This is a genomic window from Streptomyces sp. DSM 42067, from assembly GCF_055792885.1.
Genome location: NZ_CM147706.1, coordinates 2,602,914 through 2,619,477, shown reverse-complemented (window position 1 = coordinate 2,619,477; position 16,564 = coordinate 2,602,914). Strand labels below are relative to the sequence as shown.

Genomic DNA, 16,564 nt, shown 5'->3' with positions numbered 1-16,564 from the left:
GGGTGACCCTGCGCGGAGGGGCAACCCAGGTAGTTCACCTGAGGCTGCGAGTGCAGGCACCCGCCGTCGTGGGTTGTGCCCACCCTCCCCCACTGCCTTGAGGGTGTGGGAGGTGCCCCCAGCCCTGCGGAACGCCTGCCCACAACGGACGGAGCGCCTGCCCACAACGGACGGAGCGCCTGCCCACAACGGACGGAGCGCCTGCCCACAACGGGAGCGGCGCGCCTGTCGCATCGGGCCCCGCCCCGCCCGGGCCAAGCGCGATGCGAGCCGCTGCGGCGCCGGAGTCAGCGCGGTGGCGCGGGCCCCGCGTCCGCGCCCGCTGGGGCCGCCTTCTCCGTTGCCGCGGAGGCCGAGCCCGCCCCCTTCGCCGTAGAGGCGAGGCTCGAAGGGGACGCGGAAGCCGGGGCCACCCGGCGCAGTCCCCGGAGCCCCACGCCGTACAGGACGAGGCCCACGGCCAGTCCCGCCCCGGCCCCGAAGCACACCGTCGGAATGAGCTCCCACGGCTTGGCGGTCGCCCCCCAGTACGCCCACCAGCGAAGCGCCCGGTGCGCCGCTCCCACCGCCGCGCAACCGCCGATCAGGGAGCCCGCCAACCACCTCCCACCCGCCGACAGTTGAGGCAAACCGACGGGTTCGGCCGGCGGTACACGGCGCAGCGCGGAACCGACGAACACGGCGATCACCATCAGGGCCAGCGCCGAACCGCCGTACTGCGCGTACCAGTACAGCGGCGAGCCCGCGACTTCCTCGCCGAGCACCGGGAACACCCGCATCCCCCACCGGTCGAGATGCGTGAACGCGTCCCACACGACATGGGTGGCGGCCCCGAGCACCGCGGAGACGTACCACCACACGGCCAGGCGCGCCGACGGTGACGGTCGCCCCCGTCGTCCTCCGCCGCGCAGCAGCGTCTGCGTACGGCCCTGCCAGGTGCGCGGCAGCAGCGCCAGCAGCGGCTCGCGCAGCAGCAGCCAGATCCCGACGAGCGCCGCCGCGAGGAGGGCGTCGACCGTGAACACGCCCACGGCGGAGTGTGTGACATCCCCGAACTCCATGGCTCCGGGCAGCACACTCGCCGCGTAGTACGTCATGTCGGGCGCGAAGGAACCCGCGACCAGTGCCGACGGGATCAGCGCCCCCCGCCCTGTGCCGTCACGGCGGATCGCCGGCAGTACCGCGGCGGCATGGCTGAGCGTGAACGGCAAGAGGCCCCCTGGGTGAGTTCCGGCGCCCGCCCTGATCGGGCGCCCCGTAACCGTGGCGTGATCAATGCCGCCCAGTATGCGGGACGCGCCGATTGGGCCGATGTGGGTGGCCGGACGCGAACGATGGCTGAAATCGGGAGGTGGCCAACCGGTGAATATCGGGCACGAACAGGTTTCTGAGCGCCCCGAGTTGTCGTAGTGTCACGTGGGTCGACCGCGCTGGGGAGCGCGGACGGCCCGCACGATCGTCAATGGGAGGGGTTCTCGGAATGGCGGCGCTCATCGGCAGGAGACTGCGCAAGGGAGTGGCAACCGCCGCCCTGGCGGCGGCCGCGGTCGCAGCACTGTCCGCGTCCCAGGCTCCCGGCCTGACCGACACCGACACCGGTAGGCAGCGCACGGACACTCCCGCGGCCGATACCGACGCCGACCTGGGCGCGACCGGCAACGACCCTTACTACACGGATCTGCCGCCCCTCAACAGCCCTACCGAGTCGCCCAGCACCGGCGCCGGCGACGGCAACTCGGGCGAGACGGAAGCCGGCATACCCGCCACCGTCCTCGACGCGTACAAGAAGGCCGAGGCCGCCCTCGCGGAGTCCAAGCCCGGCTGCAACCTCCCCTGGCAACTGCTCGCGGCCATCGGCAAGGTCGAGTCGGGCCAGGCCCGCGGCGGACGCGTGGACGCGAACGGCACCACGACCGGCATCCTCGGACCGCCCCTCAACGGCAACGGCTTCGCGAAGATCACCGACACCGACGGCGGCGCGTACGACGGCGACACGGTGCACGACCGCGCTGTCGGCCCCATGCAGTTCATACCCTCGACCTGGGAGAGCTGGGGATCGGACGGCAACGGCGACGGCAAGCGGGACCCCAACAACATCTACGACGCGGCGCTCGCCGCCGGCCGCTACCTGTGCGCCGGCGACCGCGACCTGTCGGTCACCTCGCAGCTGCACGCGGCCATCCTCAGCTACAACCACTCGCGGGACTACCTGAACACGGTCCTGAAGTGGCTCGAGTACTACCGCAAGGGCACCCACGAGGTCCCGGACGGTACGGGCGTCCTGCCGACCGACCGCAGCGACGACAGCGACGGGCCGAGCCCCAGCCCGTCACCGACCACGCCCGGTGCGTCCAAGCCCAGCACACCGGGCACAACGAAGCCGGGCGGCAGTACGACGAGCCCCGCCCCGGCCGACCCCGGCACCGGATCCGAATCGCCCACGCCCAGCCCCACGCCCACCCCCACCGACACCGTGGCGCGCCTGGAGGACGCGGGCACCGGGGAGCTGACCGCGATGGCGGGCGACGCGTTCGGCGAGAGGGTGTCCGTACGGGCCGAGTCCGCGTCGGGCGTGGGCGTGCCGAAGGTCAGGGTGCGGTTCACGATCGTCGGCGACACGGACGCGACCTTCGCGGGCGGCGAGACCATCGCCACGGTCACCACGTCGGCCACCGGCACGGCCACGGCTCCCACGCTCCAGGCAGGCGAGAAGACGGGCGACTTCACCGTCCGCGCCGCCGTCGTGGGCCGTACGCTCTCCGGTCTCGACTACACGGCGACGGTCACCGAACGCCAGGCCGACACCCTCGTGCGTACCAGCGACACCGCGCTGACCTGCACGCCGGGCGGCGAGTTCGCGAACGACGTCGAGGTCAAGGCCACGTACAAGGGCGCCGCCGCGGACGGTGTCGCGGCCACCGCGACCCTGATCACGTCTGCGGACGACGCCGCGGCGAACGACAAGGGCCCCTACTTCAAGGACGCGGACGGCAACCCGGTCCGCACCCTCGCAAACCTGGAGACGGACGCGAACGGTCTGCTGAAGCTGCCCAAGCTGTACGCGGACGACACGACCGGTACGTTCCTGCTCCGCATCAACACCGCGGGCGGCGGGACCCTCACCATCGAGCTGAAGGTGGAGGCGGCCACCACCTCGTAAGAACGCCACGACCGTGGCCGGAGCTCCGTACACGCGGGCGCCACGGCCGCCTTCGGACGGTACTCCGCACACAGCGGCGCCCTTCTGCCATCACCGGTAGAGGGGCGCCGCTGTTCTGCATGTGCAACGTGTTCTCATCTCGCGCGGCCGTTGCTACGGTGCCCCAGCCCTGACGATCCATCAGTTACCGCCTATGAGCCTGCCGGGAGGCCCCATGCGAGCCCTCATAGCCGCTGCCACCGGTCTCGCCGTCGCGTTCGCCCTGGTCCTCACGCTCACCGCAGTCGGCTCACCCCCGGGCGAGACCTCACCGAAGCCGCTGCTCACCACCGTCCCCGCACACCCCTGACCCGTAGGAGGGCCGTCGAGATGCGCCGCAAGGCCAGCCTGGTCCTGCTCGCCCTCGCCGTGTTCTGCACGGCGCTGTCCCCGCTCGTGCGCTGGTACGCCTTCCCGCGGCTGGCGAAGATCCCGGCGCACCAGTACCAGACCATGGTCCTGGAGGCGAAGCCCGCGACTCTCCTCGACTACGGCACCATGCGGGCCAAGAAGGTCGACAAGGTCACCATCGTGCAGACCCTCAAGGGCAATGTGGAGGAGTCCGAGAAGATCGAGAAGAGCGCCGGCCGCGACGTCGTGGTCTGGGACGGGCTCTCCTACGTCCAGGGCCCGGACGGCAAGATGGTGTCCAAGATCCCCGAGCGCTACATCTTCGACGCGCACTCCCAGGAGCCCGTCCACGCACAGGGCGAGATGGTCGACGGGGACCCCGTGAAACGCGAGGGCATCGAGTTCAAGTGGCCCTTCCTGACCGAGAAGCGGGACTACGCGTACTTCGACGCCCAAGCCCGCATCACCGCTCCCATCCACTACAAGGGGACGCAGAGCTTCCGCGGTGTCGACGTGTACTACTTCGAGCAGACGATCCCCTGGACCAAGGTCAGCATGCCGAAGACGATGCCGGTCGAGGGCATCACCCCCGAGTCGATCGCCAAGACGGGCACCACCCGCTGGTACACGACCGTGCGGAAGTTCTGGGTGGAACCCGTCACCGGCGCCCCCGTCTACGGCGAGGAGATCCACAAGGAGGAGCTGCGGGGCGGGACGCTGCTCGGCGGCCGCGACAGGGTCACGGCGTTCTCCGGGCATGTCAAGATGCGCGAGGACTACATCCGGTCGACGGTCGACCTGGTCACATCCCAGCGCACGGTGGTCCTGCTGCTGACCTCGTATCTGCCGTGGGGCTTCCTGGGGCTCGGCGCCGCGCTGCTCACGTTGTCGCTCGTCCTGGAGGCGCGCGGCCGCAGGCCGGGGGACCCGGCGCCCGCGGGGGAGTACGAGCCGGAGCCGGAACCGGTCAACGTCTGAAACCTGCCAAGCCCTGAGCAGACCGTGTGCGCGGATTGCGCCCACGCACAAACAGGTTCGCGCCCGAGCGGCGTCACCGCCTGAGCCGCGCGTTCGTATGGCGGGTGGGCTCGGCGGTGGCCGGGTCCTCGGGCCACGGGTGCTTGGGGTATCGGCCACGCAGTTCTGCGCGTACGGACCGGTAGCCGTCGCGCCAGAAGGAGGCCAGGTCGGTTGTGACGGCGGCCGGGCGGCCGGCGGGCGAGAGCAGATGTACGAGCAGCGGCACTCCCGCCACGCGCGGGGTCTCGGCGAGGCCGAACATCTCCTGCAGTTTCACGGCGAGTACGGGCTGCTCGGGGTTGCCGTAGTCGATCCGGATCATGGATCCGCTCGGCACCTCGACACGCTCAGGGGCCAGGTCGTCCAGCCGCGCGGCCTCACCGGACGCCCAGGGCAGCAGCCGGGTGAGCGCCTGCCCGGCGTCGATGCGCTCCAGATCGGCTCGTCTGCGGGCGCGGCTCAGCTCGGGCTCCAGCCATTCGCCCACGCGCGCGTGAAGGGCATCATCCGAGACGTCGGGCCAGGAGGCGCCCTTGTGCCGGTGGAGGAAGGCGAGCCGCTGCCGCAGCGCTTCGGCGTCCCGCGTCCAGCGCAGCAGACCGAGCCCCTCGCGCCGCAGCCCCTCCAGCAGCGCCTCGCGTACGAGGCCGGGGTCGGCGTCCTTGAGCGGGCTCACGGCCAGCTCCACGGCTCCCAGCCGCTCGACACGCCGGGCGACGACGTCGCCGCCCGCCCAGCCGACCTCCTCGCCCTCGGCGTACAGGGAAGCGGCGGCCCGGCGCGCGGTCGCCTCGTCGATCACGGCGCCGAGCCGCACGCGCGCGTGCCCGGCGCCCACGGGCCGGTCGGCCACGGCCACCGCGATCCACGGCGCCCCGCGCAACGCGGAACCCTCACCGAGCTCGCCACCGGTCCCGGACACCATGCGATACGCCCCTTCGCCCCGCGCCCGCGCAACCCGCTCCGGAAACGCCAACGCGGCGACGAGCCCGGCTACGAGATCGTCGGTGTACCCGGCACGCGCCGTACCGCCGCACGAGGCCAGGGCGTGCGGGGCGGCACCGCTGTAGTCGTCCTTGCCGTCCGCGGCGCCGGCATGGGCGGCACTGCTGTGCCCGTCCTTGTCGGCAGGCCCGCGGAGGCCGGCCGGGCCACCGAGGACGCGGTGCACGCCCGGCCCGCGGACGGCCGGCTCGCCGACGGACCCCACGTCCGCCCTGCTCCCGCCCGCAGCGGCGACCGCGGACGTGAGTCGCCGCGCCTCCGCACGCCAACGCGCGCCGTAGGCGTCACCCCCGCGGCGTGCGGAACGCCATGCCGCGGCGAGGTCGTCGCCGTACTCGCGCGGCGGCTCCTCGCTGAGGAGGGCGACCACCTCGGCCGCACGCCGCGCGCCTACCTCGGCGGCCCCGTCGAGCAGGGCCCTCGCCAGCCGCGGATGGAGCCCGAGCCGCGTCATACGGGTGCCCCGCTCGGTGGCACGGCCGGCCGAGTCGACGGCCCCGATGGCGCGCAGGACCTCCCGCGCCGCGGCCATCGCCCCGCCCGGCGGCGGATCGAGCAGCGCGAGACCGGACGCGTCAGGGTCGCCCCAGCAAGCCGCCTGCAGGGCGAACGAGGCGAGGTCCGCCACTCTGATCTCGGGCGCCGGAAACCGCGGCAGGCGCCCGTCCTCCGCCTCCGACCAGCACCGGTACACGGCACCCGGCGCCTCACGCCCGGCCCGCCCCGCCCGCTGCCGGCCGGCCGCCTGTGAGGCCCGCACCGTGGTCAGCGCGCTGAGCCCGCGCGCATGGTCCACCCGCGGCTCCCGCGCGAGCCCGGAGTCGACCACCACCCGCACCCCCGGCACGGTCAGACTCGACTCCGCGACCGACGTCGCCAGCACCACCCTGCGCGTACCGTCCGCCGAGCCCGCCAGCACCGAGTCCTGCACCGCCGCCGGTGCCCGGCCGTGCACCTGCAGCACCTCGACCCCGTCCAGATCCCCCAGCCGGCCGGCCACCCGGGCGATCTCCCCGACCCCCGGCAGAAAACACAGCACATCCCCGTCCCGCTCGCCCAGCGCCCGCCGCACCACCGACGCCACATGCGACAGCAGCGCCGGATCCACCCGCATCCCGTGCGGCGGCCGCACCGGCTGCACGGGCGGCGCCCACACCACCTCCACCGGATACGAGACACCCTCGGCCTCGATCACAGGCGCCCCGCCCAGCAGCTGCGCCCATCCCTCCGCATCGGTCGTCGCCGACGCCGCCAGCAACCGCAGCTCCGGCCGCAGCGCGGCCCGTACGTCCAGGAGGAACGCAGCGACCGTGTCCGCGTCCAGGTGCCGCTCATGACACTCGTCGATGACCACCGCGTCGACGCCCGCCAGCTCCGGATCCCGCTGCAGCCGCTGCAGCAGGACACCGGTCGTGACGACCTCCACGCGCGTGTGCCGCCCCACCACGCGCTCACCGCGCACGGTGTAACCCACCCGCTGCCCGGTCTGCTCGCCCACCAGCCACGCCATCCGCCGGGCGGCGGCCCGCGCGGCGATACGCCTCGGCTCGGCGACGACGACACGCCGTACCGCACCCTCCGCACCCCCCGCATCCGCCGGAGCGTCGCCCAGCAGACCGGCCAGCGCGAGCGGCACGAGCGTCGTCTTGCCCGTCCCGGGCGGCGCGCACAGCACCGCGGTGCCATGCGCGTCCAGTGCGCCACGCAGGGCGGGCACGGCGGTACGGACGGGCAGCTGTTCCAGGGCGTCGGTACGGATCACGCCCCTAGTCTCGTACGCCCGTCCAAAACGGCCGACACGCCCGCCGAAACGGCCGACACGCCCGCCAAAACGGCCGGCAGGAGCAAAGCGGCCTGTACGCGTGCGTGCGTACGCAGACCAGCAGATCACTCGTACCGGCAGATCACTCGTCCCGTACGCAGACGAAGATCGCCGTCCCCGGGATCAGATTCCCGCGCAGCGGGGACCAGCCGCCCCACTCCTGGCTGTTCCAGGCCGGCCACTCCGGCTCGACGAGATCGACGAGCCGGAAACCCGCCGCGACCACGTCCCGCACCCGGTCACCGATCGTCCTGTGGTGCTCGACATACACGGCACGCCCCTGCTCGTCCTGCTCCACGTACGGCGTACGGTCGAAGTACGAGGCGGCCACCGACAGGCCCTCCGGGCCCGGCTCGTCCGGGAACGCCCACCGGATGGGATGCGTGACCGAGAAGACGAACCTCCCCCCGGGACGCAGCACTCGCCGCACCTCCCGCAGCACCTGCACCGGGTCGGCGACGAACGGCAGCGCCCCGTACGCCGAGCAAGCCAGATCGAAGGAGGCGTCCGCGAACGGCAGTGCCTCCGCATCAGCCTGGACAAGGCCGAGCCCCTCGGCGCCGATCCGCAGGGCGTGCTGCAGTTGCCGGTGCGAGAGGTCCAGGGCGACGGGCCGGGCGCCCTGCGCGGCAAGCCAGCGCGAGCACTGCGCCGCGCCCGCACCGATCTCCAGGACGTCCTTGTCCTTCAGCTCGGCCGCAGGGCCGAGCAGCGCCGCATGCGCCTCGTCGAGCCCCTCCGGGCCCCAGACGAAACGGTCGTCGCCGAGAAAAGCGCCGTGATCGCGCTGGTACTCGTCCGCGTTCCGGTCCCACCAGCCGCGGCTCGCGCGACTGCTCTCCGTGACATCCGTGTCACGTCGAGTGGCTTCCGGTTCGGGCAGCTCGGGCTCTTGGATGATCGGCTCCCTCGTCGTACTCTTCCGTCACCTGCCGCTGATCTGTCGTGACGGGTCTCGACGGCGGCGCGGCGCGGCGGCGTGCTGTCACGTCAGCCGTGACGCTGTGTGCGTGTCGCGACCGAGCGTTCTGCGGCCCCTGTGGCCTCAGACAACAGGTCTTGTGCCGGGAATGCGGCGATCCGCCCCGGGTGTGCGCGTTCGCGCATTGACCCTGCCCGGCTGCCCCCGTATGCTACAAGTTGCGCTGCGGGCCTGCGCTCCTCAGACATAGCAGGCTGCGCTCGCATCTGTTGTATGTCCCCTCGGTTGTCGAGGCGCTTTCCGTTTTCACATGGAAATCCGGAAAGCACGCCTCCTAAGCTGTCCGGCTTCTGCAGAGCGAAACGGGCTCCCGGCGTAAGCAGTACCTACGACTCAATGTCCGTACCGGAGCCCTTTCCCACATGACGAGCAGCACCGAGACCACCGCCACCACCCCGCAGGTTGCGGTCAACGACATCGGTAACGAGGAAGCCTTCCTCGCCGCGATCGACGAGACGATCAAGTACTTCAACGACGGCGACATCGTCGACGGCGTCATCGTGAAGGTCGACCGGGACGAGGTCCTGCTCGACATCGGTTACAAGACCGAAGGTGTCATCCCGAGCCGAGAGCTCTCGATCAAGCACGATGTCGACCCGAACGAGGTCGTCGCCGTGGGCGACGAGATCGAGGCCCTTGTCCTCCAGAAGGAGGACAAGGAAGGCCGCCTGATCCTCTCGAAGAAGCGCGCCCAGTACGAGCGTGCCTGGGGCACCATCGAGAAGATCAAGGAAGAGGACGGCATCGTCACCGGTACCGTCATCGAGGTCGTCAAGGGTGGTCTCATCCTCGACATCGGCCTCCGCGGCTTCCTCCCGGCCTCTCTCGTCGAGATGCGCCGCGTCCGCGACCTCCAGCCGTACGTCGGCAAGGAGCTCGAGGCGAAGATCATCGAGCTGGACAAGAACCGCAACAACGTGGTCCTGTCCCGCCGTGCCTGGCTGGAGCAGACCCAGTCCGAGGTCCGCCAGACCTTCCTCACCACCCTCCAGAAGGGTCAGGTGCGGTCCGGTGTGGTCTCGTCGATCGTCAACTTCGGTGCCTTCGTGGACCTGGGTGGCGTCGACGGTCTGGTCCACGTCTCCGAGCTGTCCTGGAAGCACATCGACCACCCGTCCGAGGTTGTCGAGGTCGGCCAGGAAGTCACCGTCGAGGTTCTCGACGTCGACATGGACCGCGAGCGCGTCTCCCTGTCGCTGAAGGCGACCCAGGAAGACCCGTGGCAGCAGTTCGCCCGGACCCACCAGATCGGTCAGGTCGTCCCGGGTAAGGTCACGAAGCTCGTGCCGTTCGGTGCGTTCGTCCGCGTCGACGAGGGCATCGAGGGCCTGGTCCACATCTCCGAGCTGGCCGAGCGTCACGTGGAGATCCCGGAGCAGGTCGTCCAGGTCAACGACGAGATCTTCGTCAAGGTCATCGACATCGACCTCGAGCGCCGCCGCATCAGCCTCTCGCTGAAGCAGGCCAACGAGGCCTTCGGTGCCGACCCGGCCTCGGTCGAGTTCGACCCGACGCTGTACGGCATGGCCGCGTCGTACGACGACCAGGGCAACTACATCTACCCCGAGGGCTTCGACCCCGAGACCAACGACTGGCTCGAGGGCTACGAGACCCAGCGCGAGGCGTGGGAGCACCAGTACGCCGAGGCGCAGGCTCGCTTCGAGCAGCACCAGGCGCAGGTCATCAAGTCCCGCGAGGCGGACGCCCAGGCGGCCGCCGAGGGTGGCGAGGCTGCGGGTGCGGCTCCGGCCGCTTCCGGTGGCTCGTACTCCTCGGAGTCCGCGGACAACTCCGGGGCGCTTGCCTCGGACGAGGCGCTGGCTGCGCTTCGCGAGAAGCTCGCGGGTGGCCAGAGCTGACTGCTCGCCGCTAGGGCTTAGCAGGTAACGCTGGGGCCCGCACCCTTCGGGGTGCGGGCCCCAGTGCGTTTCCCACGGCGGCACCCGAGAAATGTGGTGGATACACGAATCCCGTTGCCCTGTAACAGGTTCTTGTCAGGATCCCCTGGTCAGATCATGATCGATTAGGGGAGCCGAAGACACATGGCACAGCCTCAGGCCGGTTCGGGCGCCAGCCGACGCGCGTTTCTCCGCAATGTGGGTCTCACTGGTGGTGCGGGCGCGATGTTCGCCACCATGGGCGCCCTGGGCCTCGCACCCACCGCGCAGGCCGCGCAGCGTGAGCAGCCCTTCCGTGCCCCGCAGTCCGGGGACTTCACTCTCACCGGCCGCGGCGCGGCCAAGGTGGTCATCGTGGGAGGCGGCATCGCCGGGCTCGCCTCCGCGTACGAACTCGGTAAGGCCGGCTATGACTGTACGGTCCTCGAAGCCAGAGACCGTTCCGGTGGCCGCAACCTCACGGTGCGCGGTGGCGATTCCACCACCGACCTCAACGGCACCAAGCAGACGGCCCGGTTCAGCGACGGGCAGTACATGAACGCGGGCCCGGCCCGTCTCCCGCAGTGGATGGTCACCCTCGACTACTGCCGTGAACTCGGCGTGCCCGTCGAGGTGTTCACGAACACGAACGCCGACGCCTACATCTTCAACGAGTCCGCCGGCATGACCAAGCCGATGCGCTACCGCACAGCCAAGGCCGATGTGTACGGCTACGTCTCCGAGTTCCTGGCCAAGGCGACCGACAAGGGCGCTCTGGACCAGCAGTTGACCACCGCCGACCAGGAGCGGCTGATCGAGTTCCTGAAGGACTTCGGCGAGCTCGGCGACAAGCTCGGCTACGAGGGCGGTTCGCGCCGGGGGTACACCACCGTTCCGGCCGCGGCGGGAACCCCCGGTGTGCTCCTCGGCGACATCCCGTCCGCCTCCGACGTCTTCGCGACCGGCGTCGGGCGCTACTTCTCCTTCGAATTCGAATTCGACCAGGCGATGCTCATGTTCCAGCCGGTCGGCGGCATGGACGAGATACCCAAGGCGCTGACCGAGGCGATCGGCGCGCACCGGGTCCGTACAGGCGCCGCCGTCACGAAGATCACCGACAGGGGCGACGGCGTGACCGTCACCTACACACAGGGCGGCCGCACCCACACCGTCGAGGCCGACTTCTGCATCGCGGCGACGCCGCCCAATGTCCTCGCCAAGGTCCCGCACAACCTCGGATCCGGCGTGCAGAAGGCCCTGGAGGCCATCACGCCGCAGTCCGCGGCCAAGATCGGCCTCGAGTACAAGTCCCGCTGGTGGGAGCTCGATCACAAGATCTACGGCGGCATCACCGAGACCGACCTCGACGTCAGCCACATCTGGCACCCCTCGTACGGCTACAACGGCGAGCGCGGCCTGATGATCGGTTACTACAACTACGACGAGGACGCGGACTCGTACGGCGCGCTCACTCCGAAGGAGCGCGAGAAGCGTGCCGTTGCCGCCGGAGTGAAGATCTACGGCGAGAAGTACCGCACCGAGCTCGCCTCCTCCTTCTCGCATCACTGGCGGCAGACCCCCTATCTCGAGGCAGCCTGGCACGACACCCCAGACGGTCCCGACCACCCGCGGTACAAGCCGCTGAACGAGCCCACTGGGCGCGTCTACTTCGCCGGCGACTGGCTGAGCTACACCGACGCGTGGCAGCACGGTGCTTTCGCCTCGGCGCGCAACGCTGTTACCGCGCTTCACGCGCGCGTACTGGCGTCGTGAAGCACACGCGCGTGTCGGTGTGAGGAGGCACGCGCGCGTGTCGGTCTGGTGAGGTGTGCGCGTAACCGCCGTCCCCGTGTCCGGGTGCCCGGATACTGGGACGGCACGTAAGACGCACAGGCACGAGCCGGGTGTACACGGGCGCGGACGGGAATGCCCGCGCTCTGTTGCGCGTTCTGCTGTACGAACACGAGGAGGAGCGGTCACAGTGCTTGATCCGCAGGGTTTGTACGCATGGGAGCCCAAGGGGCTCACCGCCGTCGACATGGCGCTCGCACAGGAGTCGGCGGGACTGGTGATGCTCTACCACTTCGAGGGTTACATCGACGCGGGCGACACCGGCGACCAGATCGTCGACCGTCTCCTCGACTCATTGCCGAACCAGGTCGTGGCGCGCTTCGACCACGACCGCCTTATCGACTACCGCGCCCGTCGCCCGCTGTTGACGTTCAAGCGCGACAGCTGGACGGACTACGAGGTTCCCACGCTGGACGTGCGGCTCGTCCAGGACGCCACGGGGGCGCCCTTCCTGCTGCTGTCCGGCCCCGAACCCGATGTCGAATGGGAGCGTTTCGCGGCCGCCGTCCAGCAGGTCGTCGAGCGGCTCGGCGTGCGGCTGTCGGTGAACTTCCATGGCATTCCCATGGGTGTCCCGCACACCCGGCCCGTCGGGCTCACCCCGCACGGCAACCGCACCGATCTCGTCCCCGGCCACCGCAGCCCCTTCGAAGAGGCACAGGTGCCAGGAAGTGCCGAGTCGCTGCTCGAGTACCGACTCGCCGAGGCCGGACACGACGTGCTCGGCGTCGCCGCACACGTTCCGCACTACATTGCTCGCTCACCGTATCCCGACGCTGCACTGACCGTCCTGGAGGCGATCACGGCCGCGACCGGACTGGTACTTCCGGGCATCGCGCACTCCCTGCGTACCGACGCGCACCGTACGCAGACCGAGATCGACCGGCAGATCCGGGAGGGCGACGAGGAACTCGTCGCGCTGGTTCAGGGCCTTGAGCACCAGTACGACGCCGCGGCTGGCGCCGAGATCCGCGGCAACATGCTCGCGGAACCGGCCGACATCCCGTCCGCCGACGAGCTCGGCCGGCAGTTCGAACGGTTCCTGGCGGAGCGGGAGGGCGACGCCTAGCGGCATGCGGCACCGGGGGATTTTCAGCGCGGCCGCGGAACCGAGGCGGAAGACCGGGTCCCCGGGCGCTGTACCCGGGCCGAGCGGAGCGGTGCGCGAGGCGAGGGCCTAAGCTTCCGGACATGCTGAGAGTGGGCCTGACCGGAGGCATCGGTGCCGGCAAGAGCGTGGTGTCGCGGCTGCTCGTCGAGTGCGGCGCGGTTCTGATCGACTCGGACAAGATCGCACGAGAGGTGGTCGAGCCCGGAACTCCGGGGCTCGCCGCGATCGTTGAGGCCTTCGGCGAGGAGGTCCTGCGCGCGGACGGTTCGCTGGACCGCCCGAAGCTGGGCGCGATCGTCTTCGCCGACGCCGGCCGGCTGGCCGTGCTGAACTCGATCGTGCACCCGCTGGTGCGGGATCGCTCCGCGGAACTGGAGGCCGCCGCCCCGGACGACGCCGTCGTCATCCACGATGTGCCGCTGCTCGCCGAAAACACCCTGGCCCCCCTATACGACGTGGTGGTCGTCGTCGACGCGAGCCCGGCGACCCAGCTCGACCGGCTCGTGCGCCTGCGTGGCATGACCGAGGAGGACGCGCGGGCGCGGATGGCAGCGCAGGCGACCAGAGAGAAGCGGCTGAAGATCGCGGACATCGTGATCGACAACGATGTGCCCCTCGCTGAGCTGCGGCAACGAGTCCAGACGGTGTGGCGGGACCTGGCGGAGAGGGCGTCCGGCGCGGCCCAGCGCTGAAGTAGCCGGTCCCGGCACGCTGCGTCGTCCGCCTTCCGTGGAATAGCAAGGCATGCGGCGGGCGTTGAACACGTGCAGTCAGGGAAGGACTCAGCCGTGCCCGAACATGTCGAACGTACGCCGGAAACCGATGTCATCGACTTCCGTGCGGCCGAGCAACTGCTCGCCGCCCGTGATCCGCGTGGTGCGGTGAAGCTGCTGGACCGGGTCATCGCCGTGCACCCGGAGAACACCGCTGCACGGCTGCTGCGCGCGCGTGCGTTCTTCGCCGCGGCGCAACTGCGGCCTGCCGAGCTCGAGTTCACGATCGTCCTGGAACGCGAGCCCGACAACGCGTTCGCCCACTTCGCGCTCGCCCGTACCTATGAGCGCGCGGGCAAGCCCGAGCAGGCCCTGCGGCATTTCCGGCTCGCCGCAGCGCTCGACCCGCAACCGCAGTACGTCAAGGCAGCGCGGTTCGAGTCCTGACGCAGGACACACCGATCCGACGAGGAGCCGGCGCCGTCACCAGCGGTCGTCGGGCGGCGGGTACGGCGGAACGTCGCGTCCTGGCTGGTAGCGCGGACCCTCGCGGATGTGCCGGAGGATCAGCGCCATGTCGATGACCGTGATCAGCCACAGGGCGGCGCACGCGGCCGCCCATCCCGGACGCCCCGCCAGGGCGAACGCCACCGTGCCCGCGACCGTGATGATCAGGCCCCAGACGCTGAGCCAGAAGCGCATCCGCAGGGGACTGCGGGCAGTCACCGGTTCACTACCTGTACGCATCGCCATCACTACTCCCTCCGCGCGGGAGTACCCCTCCAGGGATGGGGCGAACGCGGGGCTCCGGGTGAGCGTGGTTTCACCCGTATGAGGTAGTCGCGGGCGGCACTCGCCGGGGATCGTGCACGTTGGTCCTGGCAGTGAGCGCGGAGGGAACTGGGGGACGACACCATGCCGGGCACATCGGATGTTCTGGACGCACTCAGGGGCGATGAGGGGACCGCCGACTGGCTGAAGGAAATGGAGAGCGCGGGCGAGCCCGGGGTGGAAGCCGTGATTCCGTCCGCGGAGGATCTCCCGGACATCCTCCTGGACCTCGCCGTGCCGCACGAGGACATCAACGAGCTGGTCGGGCTGCGGGAGCGGGTGGCAGGCGACCCGGCGGTGCGGTGGCTCCTGAAGCGGTGCGTGAGCGGTCTCGTGCGCGACGCTGACCATCTCCGCGCGGGCGGGCACTGGTACGGAGGGCACGGCTGGTTTCCGCTGTAGCGCCGGGCAGAGGGAACAGGCCGGGGAGGGGGCGTGGCAGGCCATGAGCGGCGAGACGCGCGAGGGAGTCGGCGAGACGCGCAAGGAAAGCGGTGAGATGCGCGAGGGATACGAGGGGACGGGGCCCGGCGCGATCACGCCGGACGGCTGCGCGGTCGAGCTGTATGCGCGGCTGCCCGTGGGTGACGAGCCGGACATCATCGCCGGGGCGGTGCCGGCGGGGGCGCACATCCTGGAGCTCGGCAGCGGTGTGGGGCGGGTGACGCATCCGCTGCTGGAGCGCGGCTTCACGGTCACGGCTGTGGACGAGTCGGCCGAGATGCTGGAGCGGGTCCGCGGAGCGCGCACGATATGCACGCCCATCGAGAGGATGGACCTCGGCGAGACGTTCGACGTGGTGATGCTCGCCTCCTTCCTGGTGCACGCAGGAGACGTGGAGGTGCGGCGCGGCCTGCTGAACACCTGTCGGCGTCATGTCGCCGACGACGGCTGCGTGTTGATCCAGCGGGAAGGGGAGGACTACCACACGAATCTGCCGAGGGAGCGGGTCGACCCGAGTGGTTTCACCGTACGGATGGTGTCCGCGGAGCCGGTCGGGGACGGCGTGAACTCGGTGCGCGCGGAGTATGTCTTCCCGGACGCGGCATGGACTCAGACGTTCCTGGCCCGACCGCTCACAAGGGAGGCCTTCGAGGGGGCACTTGCGGAAGCCGGTCTGACGGTCGACCGGTATCTGACGGACGACGGGACGTGGGTGCGGGCGCTGCCGGTCCGCTAGGTGTATCGATCACGAGCGAGCGTGGAAATTCGGTCCGCGACCGATGAGTTCGGTGGGCGGCGCCCGTCTGACCCGGTGACAGCCGAACTACCCGAACGGCACCCGTGTACCGAGGAGACCCTGATGTCCGAGACGACCACCCCCGCCGCTTCTGAGACCACCGCCACCCCCGAGACCACCGCCTCCGCCGGGGCCACCTCCGCCGCCGGGAACGACGCCGCCAGGCCCCGCGGCCGCCGTCTCCACCTCGCGCTGCTCACCCTTCAGGTGCTGCTCGCCCTGTTCTTCGCGTTCGCGAGTGCGCTGCCCAAGCTGATCGCGCATCCGTCGGCGGCCGAGTCCTTCGACAAGATCGGCTGGGGCGCGGGCGGCATGTACACCATCGGCGCCCTCGAACTAGCCGGAGCCATCGCCTTGCTGATCCCGGTGCTGTCCTCGGTGACATCCGTGGCCTTCGTCGGACTGATGATCGGGGCGTTCGTCACGCAGATCGTGGCCTTCGACGGCCAGTACGCGGCTACACCGGTGATCTTCATCGTGCCGTTCGCCCTCATCGCCTGGGCGCGCCGTCAGTACAACGCCGACCTGCTGCGCCTCATCCGGCGAGGCGCGCGGCCGTGAG

15 protein-coding genes are annotated in these 16,564 nt (G+C 70.5%); 11 read left to right on the top strand and 4 right to left on the bottom strand.

Going from position 1 to position 16,564, the window contains the following annotated elements:
• Positions 1–287: 287 nt before the first annotated feature.
• A complete protein-coding gene (locus ACSMXV_RS12295; RefSeq protein WP_473177675.1) occupies positions 288–1,211 on the bottom strand; it encodes a DUF4184 family protein in 924 nt (307 codons plus the stop codon).
• 269 nt (positions 1,212–1,480) lie between these two features.
• Between ACSMXV_RS12295 and ACSMXV_RS12290 the strand changes: the two genes are divergently transcribed.
• From ACSMXV_RS12290 to pgfA, 3 genes are all read left to right on the top strand, one after another.
• Entirely contained in the window at positions 1,481–3,160 is a 1,680-nt protein-coding gene (locus ACSMXV_RS12290) for a lytic transglycosylase domain-containing protein (protein WP_473177674.1), read from the top strand.
• Between the two features lie 214 nt (positions 3,161–3,374).
• Positions 3,375–3,509: an SPW_0924 family protein gene (locus ACSMXV_RS12285; protein WP_181661928.1), complete on the top strand. Its 135-nt coding sequence runs from the start codon at positions 3,375–3,377 to the stop codon at positions 3,507–3,509.
• A gap of 20 nt (positions 3,510–3,529) precedes the next feature.
• Positions 3,530–4,528, top strand: coding sequence for a cell envelope lipid trafficking protein PgfA (gene pgfA / locus ACSMXV_RS12280; RefSeq protein ID WP_473177673.1), 999 nt, complete (start codon positions 3,530–3,532; stop codon positions 4,526–4,528).
• A gap of 73 nt (positions 4,529–4,601) precedes the next feature.
• Here pgfA and ACSMXV_RS12275 read toward each other — a convergent pair whose 3' ends face one another.
• Positions 4,602–7,337 (bottom strand): ATP-dependent RNA helicase, encoded by a 2,736-nt coding sequence (locus ACSMXV_RS12275; RefSeq protein WP_473177672.1) that lies wholly within the window; start codon positions 7,335–7,337, stop codon positions 4,602–4,604.
• Positions 7,338–7,479: 142 nt separating this feature from the next.
• On the bottom strand, positions 7,480–8,298 hold the full coding sequence (locus ACSMXV_RS12270; RefSeq protein ID WP_473178907.1) for a class I SAM-dependent methyltransferase: 819 nt from the start codon (positions 8,296–8,298) through the stop codon (positions 7,480–7,482).
• 443 nt (positions 8,299–8,741) lie between these two features.
• Between ACSMXV_RS12270 and rpsA the strand changes: the two genes are divergently transcribed.
• The 5 genes from rpsA to ACSMXV_RS12245 all read left to right on the top strand — a co-directional run bounded on the left by rpsA (position 8,742) and on the right by ACSMXV_RS12245 (position 14,378).
• The gene (rpsA, locus tag ACSMXV_RS12265; RefSeq protein ID WP_473177671.1) at positions 8,742–10,238 is read left to right on the top strand and encodes a 30S ribosomal protein S1; all 1,497 of its coding nucleotides are present in this window, start codon (positions 8,742–8,744) and stop codon (positions 10,236–10,238) included.
• Between the two features lie 264 nt (positions 10,239–10,502).
• Positions 10,503–12,029: a flavin monoamine oxidase family protein gene (locus tag ACSMXV_RS12260; protein ID WP_473178906.1), complete on the top strand. Its 1,527-nt coding sequence runs from the start codon at positions 10,503–10,505 to the stop codon at positions 12,027–12,029.
• A 208-nt stretch (positions 12,030–12,237) separates the two neighbouring features.
• A complete protein-coding gene (locus tag ACSMXV_RS12255) occupies positions 12,238–13,176 on the top strand; it encodes a PAC2 family protein (RefSeq protein ID WP_473177670.1) in 939 nt (312 codons plus the stop codon).
• Between the two features lie 122 nt (positions 13,177–13,298).
• Entirely contained in the window at positions 13,299–13,910 is a 612-nt protein-coding gene (gene coaE, locus ACSMXV_RS12250; protein ID WP_473177669.1) for a dephospho-CoA kinase, read from the top strand.
• A gap of 96 nt (positions 13,911–14,006) precedes the next feature.
• Positions 14,007–14,378 carry a tetratricopeptide repeat protein gene (locus tag ACSMXV_RS12245; RefSeq protein ID WP_473177668.1) on the top strand — a complete coding sequence of 124 codons (372 nt, stop codon included), beginning with the start codon at positions 14,007–14,009 and terminating at the stop codon, positions 14,376–14,378.
• Between the two features lie 36 nt (positions 14,379–14,414).
• On the opposite strand, the gene ACSMXV_RS12240 is transcribed toward ACSMXV_RS12245, so the two are convergent.
• On the bottom strand, positions 14,415–14,678 hold the full coding sequence (locus ACSMXV_RS12240; protein WP_473178905.1) for a DUF6343 family protein: 264 nt from the start codon (positions 14,676–14,678) through the stop codon (positions 14,415–14,417).
• Positions 14,679–14,846: 168 nt separating this feature from the next.
• On the opposite strand from ACSMXV_RS12240, the gene ACSMXV_RS12235 reads away from it, so the two are divergent.
• The 3 genes from ACSMXV_RS12235 (at position 14,847) to ACSMXV_RS12225 (ending at position 16,563) form a co-directional block, all read left to right on the top strand.
• Entirely contained in the window at positions 14,847–15,164 is a 318-nt protein-coding gene (locus ACSMXV_RS12235; RefSeq protein ID WP_473177667.1) for an acyltransferase domain-containing protein, read from the top strand.
• 97 nt (positions 15,165–15,261) lie between these two features.
• Positions 15,262–15,942 carry a class I SAM-dependent methyltransferase gene (locus ACSMXV_RS12230; RefSeq protein WP_473178904.1) on the top strand — a complete coding sequence of 227 codons (681 nt, stop codon included), beginning with the start codon at positions 15,262–15,264 and terminating at the stop codon, positions 15,940–15,942.
• A 123-nt stretch (positions 15,943–16,065) separates the two neighbouring features.
• Positions 16,066–16,563: a DoxX family protein gene (locus ACSMXV_RS12225; RefSeq protein ID WP_473177666.1), complete on the top strand. Its 498-nt coding sequence runs from the start codon at positions 16,066–16,068 to the stop codon at positions 16,561–16,563.
• The last annotated feature ends 1 nt before the right edge of the window (position 16,564 follow it).

Coding starts and splice junctions, on each gene's coding strand:
- ACSMXV_RS12225 (WP_473177666.1), top strand. CDS start 16,066: ATGTCCGAGACGACCACCCCCGCCGCTTCTGAGACCACCGCCACCCCC.
- coaE (WP_473177669.1), top strand. CDS start 13,299: ATGCTGAGAGTGGGCCTGACCGGAGGCATCGGTGCCGGCAAGAGCGTG.
- ACSMXV_RS12230 (WP_473178904.1), top strand. CDS start 15,262: ATGCGCGAGGGATACGAGGGGACGGGGCCCGGCGCGATCACGCCGGAC.
- ACSMXV_RS12285 (WP_181661928.1), top strand. CDS start 3,375: ATGCGAGCCCTCATAGCCGCTGCCACCGGTCTCGCCGTCGCGTTCGCC.
- ACSMXV_RS12290 (WP_473177674.1), top strand. CDS start 1,481: ATGGCGGCGCTCATCGGCAGGAGACTGCGCAAGGGAGTGGCAACCGCC.
- pgfA (WP_473177673.1), top strand. CDS start 3,530: ATGCGCCGCAAGGCCAGCCTGGTCCTGCTCGCCCTCGCCGTGTTCTGC.
- ACSMXV_RS12260 (WP_473178906.1), top strand. CDS start 10,503: ATGTTCGCCACCATGGGCGCCCTGGGCCTCGCACCCACCGCGCAGGCC.
- rpsA (WP_473177671.1), top strand. CDS start 8,742: ATGACGAGCAGCACCGAGACCACCGCCACCACCCCGCAGGTTGCGGTC.
- ACSMXV_RS12240 (WP_473178905.1), bottom strand. CDS start 14,678: ATGCGTACAGGTAGTGAACCGGTGACTGCCCGCAGTCCCCTGCGGATG.
- ACSMXV_RS12235 (WP_473177667.1), top strand. CDS start 14,847: ATGCCGGGCACATCGGATGTTCTGGACGCACTCAGGGGCGATGAGGGG.